We start from the raw sequence: 10940 nt of genomic DNA, 5'->3' as shown, positions 1-10940 counted from the left end.
AGCAGCGCATCCGGGGAGGATGCGTCCTCAAGCGAGGCGCGCGTCGCCGCGGGAATGTCACGATCCGCCATCGAATGGGACCCCCTCCTGCACGATGATGCGATCGCCGTTTTCCTGCAGCACGTAATCGCCATTCTCCTGCAGCAGATACCCGTCTGGGACATCCGCCGGGAAAGACATGATGCTGAAAGAGAGTGCGATGCACCGGGTATCGGGCTTCTGGCGCAGCCGCGGTTTACTCACTTGATAGGCCGGATCGCCTTTCACGATCTTCCAGGCAGAACGAGCCTTGGTAATCGGGTGGTAGAATTCAAACGGCAGCACACCCTGCCGAAGGTCATTCTTGTACCAGCGTTCAAACGCCTGGAACTGCGGCACAGAGATCAGAACCAGCTGCACCGAATAAACATCTGGCGTCCACGTCGCCTTGGGCCTTTCAATGGCCGGACCGACCTCTGGTTCAAAGCTGACGCGGGCATCCTGTAATCCTCCTTGCGGCGACAGCGGCATGATGCAGTCAGGCACCCCGAACGGCCATTGGGCAACTACGACCATCAGCCTCGCCTCACCGTGCTCGGACGTGAACCGTACCGGCCACGCATGCTCTTGTCATACTTGCCCCGGGAGAGGTCCTCCGACACGATCGCACGTACTAGCGCACGGCCATCAGGGCCGGTCTCTTGGCGCTGATCCACTTGCATTTCGGGAGACCCTGCCGGGCGCTGATCGATGATCTGCACGCTAGCGCCACCCCCGCCCCGCCCGCCGGACGGAACCGTCGGCAGGATCACACCGCTCTGGCTGGGGACGAACAGCTCAGGGCGCTTCTCCCCTACGATATAGGCCCGGCCGGATTGGACCCCGCCACCGTTCGCACGAAACCCGCCGAACCAAGACGAGAAGGCGTTCAGCAGCCCACCGCCTGCACCGCCTGCGGCGCCTGTGGACGGAAGCATCTTCTCCCAGAGCTGATCGAACAGCCGGTTGGTCAAGATGGTCTGAAGGCGCGAGACCAGGTTCGACAGCGCATCGCCGAAGCTCCTGACATCTGACACCATCGAGCCGAACGCCTCGCCCGCCGCCATCCGGATATCGTCCTGCACCTGCTGCAGCTCCTCCTGTCGATCGGTTGCGAGGCGCGTGTTGCGCGCCGCCTCCGCATAGTCCTGAGCCAGCCCCTGAATCTCGGCACGGAGCTGCGGCGTCACCGCCAGCCCGGCCTTCTGCGCGGCTTCGAGAAGCTCCGCCTCGCGGCGCGCGACCTCGAGCGCGGTCTCATAATCCGTGCCGCTGAGGACGGCCTCGCTTGACAGTTTGGCCTCCCGGTTGAGGGCGGCGATCTCATCGCGGACGCGTTTGACCTCCTGCGCATATTCCGACGGACCCTTGTCCGACTTGCTGCCGCCGGAGCCGGATCGACCCTCCCGCGCCGCCAGGTTGCCTGCGGCAATGCTCTTCACCTGCTGTTCCGTCAGCGTGACCCCGTCAGCCAGCGACTGCTTGCGCACCTTGGCAATCTCATCCTCAAGGGCGAGCGCCTGTTTCGAGAGGGCGTTCCGCCGCTGCGCTTCCGCCACGTAGGCCTGCCCCTGACGGATTGCCTGCCGGTCATCGCTCGCAGTGAACCGCCCAGCCCGGTCTTCCGGAAGGGCGCGTATTCCCTGCCCGGGCGACGACGTTCCCTCTGCTGCGGCAATCTCGAGCCTGAGGGCGCGCACCGCCCCCACAGCGTTGAGCGCCGCCCCTGCGAGGGAGCCGAACTGCGTGAGCCAGCTGGTGAGGTCCGGTCGGACATGCGCGATGTTCTGCAGGGCAGCCGTCAATTCTCCCGCCGAGACCTCACCGGTCTTCGCCCGCGAGGCGAGATCATCGAGTGACGTCATCGTTTCATCCGAGATTTCCCAATCGCCCGCCATCTCGCGAAGGTATTCCAGCAGCCCATCCAGCTGCTGACCAGCGTTCGCGACGACGTTTGGCGCGATCAGTTCCTCTTCCTTCAGGCTAGCCAGATGCTCCTGCGCCTCCCGCACCGCGGCGATCTGTTCGGCGGCACTCTGCTGCACGTCCTGTGCGGTCGTCTTCGCCTGCTCGCCGAGGTCCTTCATCCGTGCCTTGAAGCGGTCGGTCGCGTCCCCGGCCTGATCCGAGGTGGAGGCGTAGAGCGTCAGCGCCGCGACCGCGGTACCGCCGATCACGAGCCCGATCGGTCCCGCCGCAACGGACAGGCCGCTGATGGCGGTCGCGACACCGCTGAGTGTGGTTGCGGCGCGGAGCGCCGATACGAACTTGACCGCTGCCGTCGTGGCAAGCCCGAGCTTCGCCACCATCGCACCGATGGACCGTCCGACCAGCGCACCGGCAATGATACCGGCCACTTTGAGAGTCACGTCCGCGACCGCGTCGAAATTGTCGGCGAGAGCGGACAGCCCTGCCACCAGGCGCTGCGATGCTCCGAGGCTCTCGTCGGTCGAGCCGATGTACTTCGTGAAAGCGTTGTTCACCTTCGTCAGGCCTTGATCGATGGTGGTCGTCGCATTGGCCGCCATCTTCTCGATATTTGGCATCCCACGGAGGAACGCCTGGAAGAAGTCACGGCCACTGACCTCTCCATCATTCACCAGCTTCTTGAGCTTACTGACCGACCCGCCGGCCTTGTCGAGACCGGCAGCAACCGCGATCAGGATCGGGCGCGCGCCCTCATTGACCGAGTTGAACTCCTCAGCCTGCACGCGCGCAGAGCCGAGAAGCTGACCGAGCTGAGTGAGCGCACCCGACGCCGCACCGGCGGAAGTGCCCGCGACCCGCAGTGCGGTGGCCACGCCACCGGAGAACTTGAGCAGCTCTTGTTGACTAGCTCCAAGATTGTCACTGGCTTGCGCTGCCTTCCCGAAAAGGTCTGCCAGCGCGGTAACCGGTGCCGCATTGGCCTGTGCCGCCTGATAGAGCCGTTCCAGCACGTCCGCCTGCTGCTCGCCCACAACACCGGCGACGGCGAGGCTGTTCTTCGCTCCGGTCCAGGCGTCCGCATAGCGCGCCACCTCGCGCACCGAAAGCGCAGCGGAGATGGCACCCAACGGGGCGATCAGGGAGCGAGCCGCGCTGCCACCGATGCTGTCGAGGTTCTGGTTCATCTTCCGGAACCGGCCCTCGATCTGGCGGGCCTGCTGGTTCGACACGCCCACCGCCTTGTTCATCTCGCGCTGGTACTGCTTGATGTCCGCGGAAAGCTGGACGACGAGCTTTTCAAGGTCAGTTGCCACTTATCCACTCCCAGAGCTCGTAGGCCTCATCGGTCGTGAGCCGCCCCGGCTCATCCGGCGTATTCGCCTCGTTCCATCCGTCGATGGCCGCGGCGAGCTCCCACATGGAGAGCGCCTTGACCTCGGTCGGGCTCAGCCCGATTGCGATTCCGGCCCCGAGGATTTTCGCGATGCGGATTTTTCCGTTCGGGAGCGTGTCGATGCGCTCGCCACCGCCCGCGGCTTTCCCACCCGTTCTTCTGGCGCCCCCATCAGGCCGGCCGCGAGCACCGCCTGTGCGAGCCGGACATTCTCGATCGGCGGGCGCGCCTCGACATAGGTGCGGGTCAGCTTCAGCGCGTCGAGCGGCGTGGTTCCGCCGCCGATGAGGCCGAGGCGGATCGTGTCGGCGATATCGCCCATCCGCCACGAGCCATCCTCGATCCGGCCGAGCACCACATAGGGGCCCGCGTCGCATTTCTCCTGCAGCTCGATCAGCTGCCCCCATTTGAGGGCGAACAGGTATGTCCCGTCCGCCCAATCAAGGGTGATCTCGGCGGATCGCGTCACGGCGTGGCCGCAGTCCAGGTGCCGACCATCTCGCCGTCGGATTGCATCGAAACGCTCATCTGGATCCGGCCGCCGGATTCTGCCGACGGGTTCAGGGTCTCGAGGTGCATCAGGCCTACCCACTGCATGGTGCCGGTGGAGAATTCGATGCTGATCCGCACCGTGCGGCTGTCGGTGCTGTCGAAGAACTCCTGCCATGTTTCGATCGACTCGGCGGCAAGGACGCCGTCTCCGGTGACGGAAGCCGTGAGACTCTGCACATCGCGACCGAGCCAGAGCGGTGCATCCGGATCATCGCAATCCGGAATAGACACTTCGGACAGGTTCTTCGACAGCGTCAGCGCCTTCGAGGTGAAGCCGCAGGGCGCGGCGAAGACCTCTGGATCCTCCCCATCGCCGATCTCTATCTTCATCTTGCCAAACTTGGCCGTGACTGGACGGGCCATTCTGTTTCTCCATAGCGAAAGGCCCGCCGTGGCGGGCTGGTGAAGGCCGGATGGCCGGAAAGGATCAGGTGCCCGCGGCGACCTGCTTGGCGGACTTGCGGACTGCAGCGCGCACCTTGCGCCGCGCGTTCCGCCGGTTCGCGCGCCAGGACACGTAGAAATACGGCTGCGCCTTCATCTTCTGCGTGCCGAATTCGACCCACCGGGCGTAGTACGCTTCGGCGTTCCCGGCGAAGATGGTCAGCGTCAGGTCGCCGCCCATGCCAGCGCCCTTGAGCGTCGAAATCACCATCGAGCCCTTGGGCGCCTGACCCCAGGTCCAACCGATGCTGTCGCGCAGCGCCCCGGTGGCCTCTGGCACAAGGCTTTTCATCATGGCGACGATTTCATCGGCGGCAGCCTCCATGGCTGCGCGAATGGTCTCGCGCGCCACCGCCGGTAACCGCTTCAACTTCCGCTCAAGCTTTGCGAGGCCGAGGATGCTGGTCTGTCGCGCCATGGCGGACCTTTCTGGGATTGACGGTCCGGGTCGCCGCGCCTTCGGATACGGCCTTGTCGGCGCAGCGGCGCGGGACGTTGTAGGTGGACCCGGAGCGATACCGGAGGCTGGCCTGCGGCGTGGCGCGCCACCAGAATTCGCGATCGAAGCGCACCCACGCCATCAGCCCTCCTCGATCACGGCCTCAACCTGCACCACGCCGTGGGTCGTGATGCCGTCAGGGTCGATGAACACCCGAACCGTCGGCACGCGCATCAAGGCAAGCGCGTGTTCGCCAAGGTCGGACTCATATCCATGCAGCGCCTTTTTTTCACCGCGTCGCAGATATCCTTGGCCTCGCGCTGGCCATCCTGAGCGATCGACCAGATATCGAGCTGGATCGTCTCCACCCGCCCTTCGATGCAATCTGCGTCGTCTTCCTGCCAATCGGACCGGCCGAAGCTGATGTAAGGCGACGCCTCTTCTCCGCGCGGCGGATCGACAACGCGGGTGCCGATGAGAGCAACCAGCGGGGCATAGGTGGTGAGCCGCTGATAGATCAACGTTTGCAGCGCATTTGACGGACTCGGCATCAGACAGCCACTCCCTTCTCGACGGTCAGTTCGATATCCGCCCGGTCGTCGCTCTCAACCATCGTGCGGATGTTGAACACGTCACCCGACCGGACGTCCCGCATGCGCCACTCCGTGGTGATCAGCCGAGCGATGGTGCTGGACGGGATGACGACGACGGCAGGCTGCCGACCGGCAAGCCGCGCGGCGATCACCGTCTCGCTGCCGCGCAGCCACATGATCCTGGCATAGGCATGCAGGCGTTCCGTCCAACCCATCAGCTGACCGCCCTGCCCGTTGGGTGTGGCGATTGGCTCGTCGAACGCCACACGGAAATTCCGCCCCCCCGCCGCGCTCACAACTGCCTCCGCCGCTTGTGGTTGATCAGCACTTCGGCCGCGAAGGGGATGGATGACACCGCCTCACCCACGGCCTCCCGGCGCACATACCAATGCGCGACGAGCATCTTCACCGCCTGCACGATGGCAGGAAGGTCGCCCGCCGGCAGGGCACAGGTGTAGACAACGGTAATGTCGCTTGCGTCCGCGGGACCGGTCGCGTCGATGATGACGACCGAACCATCGAACCGGAGTGTCGCATCCGGCACCGTCTGTGACGTGCCGGCGGCATCCTTATAGCTCACAGCCGCCGCGCTCACATCCGGCAGGGCAAGGCGCATACATCCCCACGCGGGAAAGCTCTCCTGCCAGCCCTGTGACAGGATCGCCCGTCCCAGAACACCGGAATAGCCGTCGAGCCAGGACACGGCAGCGGCTTCGTAGGCGGTGATCAGGTCGTCATCATCGGAGTGCAGCACGCGGAGGTGCTGCTTCAGATCGGTCAAGGTGACGACAGGGTCTGTCGGTGCGGTGATCCGGACAGGGTTCATATGAGACCTCTCTGCTCACAGAGATGGCCAGCGAACCGGCCACCCTTGGTCAACAGATCAGGGCGTGACCGGCGCGATATCGCCGTACACGAACGCCTCCGGCCGATAGACCGCGAGAGCAAGCCGTTCTTCGGCCAGGATGGTGACGAGGTTGCGCGTGAAATCGTCGTTCACGTAGCCAACCTCGATCCGCGCATCCCAGCGGTCGAACAGCTGTGCACCCATCTTGAAGGCCCCGGTCAGGAACTTGCCCTGGGCGATTGCTTGGGTCTGCACCACGGGAAGGCCCCAGAGGGTCGGCTGCGCGGTGCCCTGCGGGTTGGCGAGGATATACCAGCCGGATTCGTCCTTGGTCAGCTCGATCGTCGTCCAATCGATCGGGTTCAGAACGTGGCCGGTCGCGGGAAACTCCGCGAGGGTCGCCTGCAGCATTGCGATGCGCAGAACGTCGATGCTGGTCGTGACTGCCGGAGAACCGGCCGGCGCAGCGAACGGTGTCGCCTGGGGAATGATACCGAGAAGGTTCTGCCCCGTGCCCGGACCGTTCAGAAGCTGGAACTCTTCGACGAATTTCAGCCCGTAGTTGAGACGGTTGTCGATCAGGGAGCGAAGCTGCGAGATATCGGAGAGAGCCTGCTTGGAGGCCTTCATCCAGTGCGCGATCACCTTCGCCGATGTGGTGATCAGTTCGAGCTGGATATCCGACGACGGCTTCACATCGCCCTCGGCGACCGGGGCGGCATTGTTGGTGAATCCCTTCTCCTGAACATACTCAAGCGAGTTGCCGTCCATGCGGCCGGCGGAAATCAGATCGCGGACCGTCAGGCGGCGCTGCGGCAACTCAAGGATGCCGGGAAGGCGGGTCGGCGTCATGGCCGCACCAACGGACCCGGCCGCATCCGCGTCCGACGTCGTGAGCGTTGCTTTGAGCCGCAGCTCGGCCCGACCGCTGGAGGGGTCAGAGGCGAGCCAGTTCTTGACACCATCCGCGTCGACGAACTGTTGACCGAACGACTTGTGCTCGACGCCGTCGCCGTTGCCACCGCGCGCGGCCTTCTGCTCCAGCTCGTCAAGCTGGGCCTTCAGGCCGTTCATTTTGGTGAGCGCTTCGTCAACCTGTTCCTTGAACGAGGTGGTCAGGGTCTCACCCGCCTTGGCCTTGCCGAGCGCTTCCTCGGCTTTGCCCTTCACGTCATCCAGCGCCTGCTGGAACGTGGCTTTCACTTCCGCTGCCAGCTCGGCAGCCGATTTGTCACCAGACATGGAATGTCTCCTGATCGGTTGGGGGATGGGGCCTCAGCCCCGCAACGCGGCCCAGAACTGGTCCGCCTCACTTGCCGCTTTGGCAGGATCCCCCTGCCCTTTCAGGTGGATGCGCGCGGCACGCTCCGCCTGCGAGTTCGAAAGGCCAAGTCCCTTGGCCAGCTTCTCGAACTCTCGCTCGGTCAGCCGGTCCCCGGCCGCGAGCTTTTCGATGATGTCGTCGCAGCCATCAGCCTTGACCGACGAAATCCGGGCCCGCTCGTTCATCGGGAACGTCACGGGCGAAACCTCGAACAGGTCGAGTTTCTCCAGGAGGCGCATGTTGCCGTCGGGAGAGGACTTTAGGGTCCGATACCCGATCGACAGCGCGCCGAGCGCACCGGCCTTCATGAGCGCAAGCACTTCGCGAGCCCGGGCAACCTCGAGCACGAGACGGCCCTTGGCGCGCAACCCCTTGCTGTCTTCGGCCAGGTCTTCCCAGACGCCGATCGGTTCGCTCGGGTTGTGGTTCCAGAGCATCTTGACGGTACGCCCGGTCTGCCGCGCCTTGGCGAGGCTTTCGACGAACGCGCCCGGCATCACCTTGTCGCCACCGTTGTCGATGTTGCCGAAGATCGAGGCATAGCCTTCGATCACGCCCTCGTCGGTGAGGTCCTTCAGTTCAAGCGGGAAGGCTTTCGTTTCCATCATCGTCCTCCTGTCCCGCCTGAGTGATGGGGACGTTCTGCATCTGCATCCGGGGCACGTCGCCACCGGGCACCGGCACCAGGTTCTCCAGCGCACGGATTTCGTTGATCGTCATCGCGCCGATACCCGACATCGCGACGTAGAAGGCTGACCGCGACGCGCTGTCACCGCGGAGCAGGCCTTCAAGATTGAACTTGACGAACAGGCCGTCGCCGCGATCAGCGGGGCCGAGAAGCTGCTGTTGCACCGCCTGCTCGATCCGCTTGAGACGGCGGCGAAGCGTGAACTTCTGGAACATGAGCACCTGCTGCTCGACACTGGTCGGCCAGGCGGTCGAAGCACCCGCATGGCCGATCATCACCGGCGGCACTCCGAAGAACCGGCAAATCTCCTCGACCGAGAACTGCCGGGTCTCCAGCATCTGCGCATCTTCGGGCGAGATGGTGATCTGCTGATATTCCATCCCGCCTTCGGCCATGAAGGGGCGACCCGCATTGATGGCCCCGATGTACTTTTCCGCGATGCGCTGTTCTGCGATCTCGCGCTGTTCGGGCGTCAGCCATTCCTTGAACTTGATGATCGCCGAAGGGCGCAGTCCATTGCGGAACGTGCGCGCTGCCGCCTGCTCCGCGGCGATCGCACCGGACAGGCTGTTCCGCGCAACAGCCAGAGTACCCATCCCACCCAGCGGATCGCCACCGGGACCACGGATATGCAGCACATCGCGGTCGCGAAGCCGGTAGCTTTCGCCGTCCTGCGACCACGAGTATTCCAGCGGCCCATCGGGCAGCCGCCGCACCGTCACGAAATCCGGTCGCACGGGTCGCAGAGACACGATCCTGCCCCCCGCCCGGATCACCCGGGCATAGGCATTGCCCCAGAGTTCCAGCGACAGGCACATGAAGTCCCAGAAATCGACTGCCGTCTGGTCGTAGTTCGGCGCGTCGTGCAGGACGCGGTAGAGCGGGTGATCCTGTCGGACCTGAGCCACGCGAGAGCCGCCGCGATAGACCTCACAGGGCAGCGACGAGATCGTGCCCGAGATCAGGTTGGCACAAGCCCACGCTGCAGAAAGGCCAAGGGTCGCACGATCATCAACGATGACGCCCGCCTCGCCAACTGCGGACCCCATGACATCCCGGCCGTCCGTCCAGGTGATGTTGGTCGCTGCCTTCCGTTCGAGGCCGACGAGCGACAGAGCGCGCGTGATCAGACCCACGTCAGGCCCTCAGCGCCGCGAAAAAACCGTCCATGTTCTGGCGGCTGTCATCCGCGACCGGATTCAGGAACATGAGCATGGCCGCATTGAACGTGGCCATCAGCAGGTCGATCTTGGCCGACCCGGCCGCCTGCTTGGTGACCATGTAGTTGCTCCCCTTGAGTTCCTGTTTCGCGTTCCCGACCTGCCATTGCATGATCGGTTGCCCCCCATGGAGCATCGTCCTGTCCTTAAGCTTTCGGGGCAGCGTCAGCACCGCGGCCTGAAGCTTCCAGCCTTGCCCGACAGCGGTGACGAGCGGCTGGGTCATGCTCTCCGCGGCGAGCGCGTCGATCAGCGTCGCGACGCCGGCACTGTCGAGACCGATCCCGCTTTGCTCCGGGAAGAGCCCCGCCAACTGGATCTGCTTGCAGATGGCGACAATCTCCGCCTCCTGCTGCTCCGCGCTTTCGCAGAAGACGAGATCACCCTGCTGCTCGAAGTCCCGAAGCCGCGGCACGATCTCCTTCCGGCGCTCGAGCACATCGGCCTGAGCCCAGCCCTTCGCCCAGTGCCACCACGCACGCGTCTTGCGGTGCCGACCGATAATCCCCAGACCCATCAGGTCGTCCAGACCACCACCATCGATCCCCGCCGTGCAGACCTCGCACTCGTCGAGCAGCCGATCGAAGGTGATGCGCGGATTCGCTGTCCTGTCCCAATATAGCGCTCCGGGCCAACGGTCGGCATGAAGGCCCGTGCCGATCTCCACATTGAAGTGCTGCGACGCGATCAGTGCCAGCTTCTCCGGCCCCTCGCGCTCAGCCTTCAGGATTTCATCTTCCAGATAGCCTCCATCGACCGACCGACCGAGGTTCGGGTTGACGAGGCCCCATGTCTCCTGGCTTTTCCAGCCGCCATCGATCGACTTCTCGATCGGCAGTTCGTAGAGCACCGCGAGCATCGGCAGATCGATCCGACCGTCGCGCACATCGCGCGCGATCGAAAGCTCCGCCCTGAACACGCCCGCCGGAGGCTTTTTCGACTGCGTTGTGATCTGCAGCAGGAACCCATCCGGCCGCGCCGCCAACGAGCCCCGGATTTCGACGAAGATTTCCGAGGCCTTGGCCATCTCCGCGAAGACATGGGTTTCGTCGATCAGGATGTAGGTCGCCTTCGACCCCGTGATGACATCGGCGGCCGCCGCCTTCACCGCGATCACGGCCAGCGTGATGCGATGCGTGATCGTCTTCAGGTGTCTCTGGATTTGGAACAGCTTGTCCAGCTCCGCATCGAGCCGGATGATACCGGCGGCCTGCTTGAAGGAGATCGACGCGATCTCCTTCGTCGGCGCGATCAGCAGCAGTTCCGCCTCTGGCCTTTCATTCAGGATGGCGGCGGTCACGATGATGGCCGCAGCTATCGACGACTTGCCGTTTTTCTTGGGGACCAGCAGGAAAAACTCCCGCAGTGCCCGACGCTTCGTCTCCGGGTCATAGCTGCCGAAGACGACCCTGACAAAGTCGAAAACCCATTCGCCACAGGCCTCGCCATAGGTCGGATTCCCGACAGGGCGCCTCTAAAAATTGCAGCAATGC

The 10940-nt window shown here is 64.3% G+C and carries 13 protein-coding genes and 1 pseudogene; all 14 read right to left on the bottom strand.

What is annotated here, in order from left to right; all coding sequences use genetic code 11:
• Window positions 1–57: 57 nt before the first annotated feature.
• Entirely contained in the window at window positions 58–555 is a 498-nt protein-coding gene (locus CG51_RS18175; protein WP_035747425.1) for a hypothetical protein, read from the bottom strand.
• Window positions 555–3260 carry a tape measure protein gene (locus CG51_RS18170; RefSeq protein ID WP_051930864.1) on the bottom strand — a complete coding sequence of 902 codons (2706 nt, stop codon included), beginning with the start codon at window positions 3258–3260 and terminating at the stop codon, window positions 555–557. Before CG51_RS18170 ends, CG51_RS18175 begins: the two co-directional genes overlap by 1 nt.
• 132 nt (window positions 3261–3392) lie before the next feature.
• Window positions 3393–3809 carry a gene transfer agent family protein gene (locus CG51_RS18165; RefSeq protein ID WP_035747424.1) on the bottom strand — a complete coding sequence of 139 codons (417 nt, stop codon included), beginning with the start codon at window positions 3807–3809 and terminating at the stop codon, window positions 3393–3395.
• Window positions 3806–4255, bottom strand: a complete 450-nt coding sequence (locus tag CG51_RS18160) for a phage tail tube protein (RefSeq protein WP_035747423.1) — start codon at window positions 4253–4255, stop codon at window positions 3806–3808. The genes CG51_RS18165 and CG51_RS18160 overlap by 4 nt, the downstream gene beginning before the upstream one ends.
• A gap of 64 nt (window positions 4256–4319) precedes the next feature.
• Complete coding sequence (locus tag CG51_RS18155; protein WP_035747421.1) at window positions 4320–4754, bottom strand: HK97-gp10 family putative phage morphogenesis protein; 435 nt, start codon at window positions 4752–4754, stop codon at window positions 4320–4322.
• A complete protein-coding gene (locus CG51_RS20275) occupies window positions 4714–4917 on the bottom strand; it encodes a hypothetical protein (RefSeq protein ID WP_143413047.1) in 204 nt (67 codons plus the stop codon). The genes CG51_RS18155 and CG51_RS20275 overlap by 41 nt, the downstream gene beginning before the upstream one ends.
• Before the next feature lie 91 nt (window positions 4918–5008).
• The gene (locus CG51_RS18150; protein ID WP_198947727.1) at window positions 5009–5296 is read right to left on the bottom strand and encodes a DUF3168 domain-containing protein; all 288 of its coding nucleotides are present in this window, start codon (window positions 5294–5296) and stop codon (window positions 5009–5011) included.
• A 29-nt stretch (window positions 5297–5325) separates the two neighbouring features.
• The gene (locus tag CG51_RS19310; RefSeq protein ID WP_051930860.1) at window positions 5326–5664 is read right to left on the bottom strand and encodes a phage head completion protein; all 339 of its coding nucleotides are present in this window, start codon (window positions 5662–5664) and stop codon (window positions 5326–5328) included.
• The gene (locus CG51_RS18140; protein ID WP_035747419.1) at window positions 5661–6194 is read right to left on the bottom strand and encodes a head-tail connector protein; all 534 of its coding nucleotides are present in this window, start codon (window positions 6192–6194) and stop codon (window positions 5661–5663) included. The genes CG51_RS19310 and CG51_RS18140 overlap by 4 nt, the downstream gene beginning before the upstream one ends.
• 57 nt (window positions 6195–6251) lie before the next feature.
• A complete protein-coding gene (locus CG51_RS18135; RefSeq protein WP_233141373.1) occupies window positions 6252–7418 on the bottom strand; it encodes a phage major capsid protein in 1167 nt (388 codons plus the stop codon).
• A 72-nt stretch (window positions 7419–7490) separates the two neighbouring features.
• Entirely contained in the window at window positions 7491–8144 is a 654-nt protein-coding gene (locus tag CG51_RS18130; protein WP_035747415.1) for an HK97 family phage prohead protease, read from the bottom strand.
• Entirely contained in the window at window positions 8119–9363 is a 1245-nt protein-coding gene (locus CG51_RS18125; RefSeq protein WP_198947725.1) for a phage portal protein, read from the bottom strand. Before CG51_RS18125 ends, CG51_RS18130 begins: the two co-directional genes overlap by 26 nt.
• A 1-nt stretch (window position 9364) precedes the next feature.
• Window positions 9365–10399, bottom strand: a complete 1035-nt coding sequence (locus CG51_RS18120) for a terminase TerL endonuclease subunit (protein WP_345995677.1) — start codon at window positions 10397–10399, stop codon at window positions 9365–9367.
• Window positions 10397–10843: pseudogene (locus CG51_RS21075) on the bottom strand (terminase large subunit domain-containing protein); the annotation flags it as partial. The pseudogene CG51_RS21075 and the gene CG51_RS18120, both read right to left, overlap by 3 nt.
• Between the last annotated feature and the right edge of the window lie 97 nt (window positions 10844–10940).

Source organism: Haematobacter missouriensis, assembly GCF_000740775.1.
GTDB classification, from domain to species: domain Bacteria; phylum Pseudomonadota; class Alphaproteobacteria; order Rhodobacterales; family Rhodobacteraceae; genus Haematobacter; species Haematobacter missouriensis.
The sequence above is the reverse complement of the archived record's forward strand: the minus strand, read 5'-3'. Positions and strand labels throughout refer to the sequence as shown.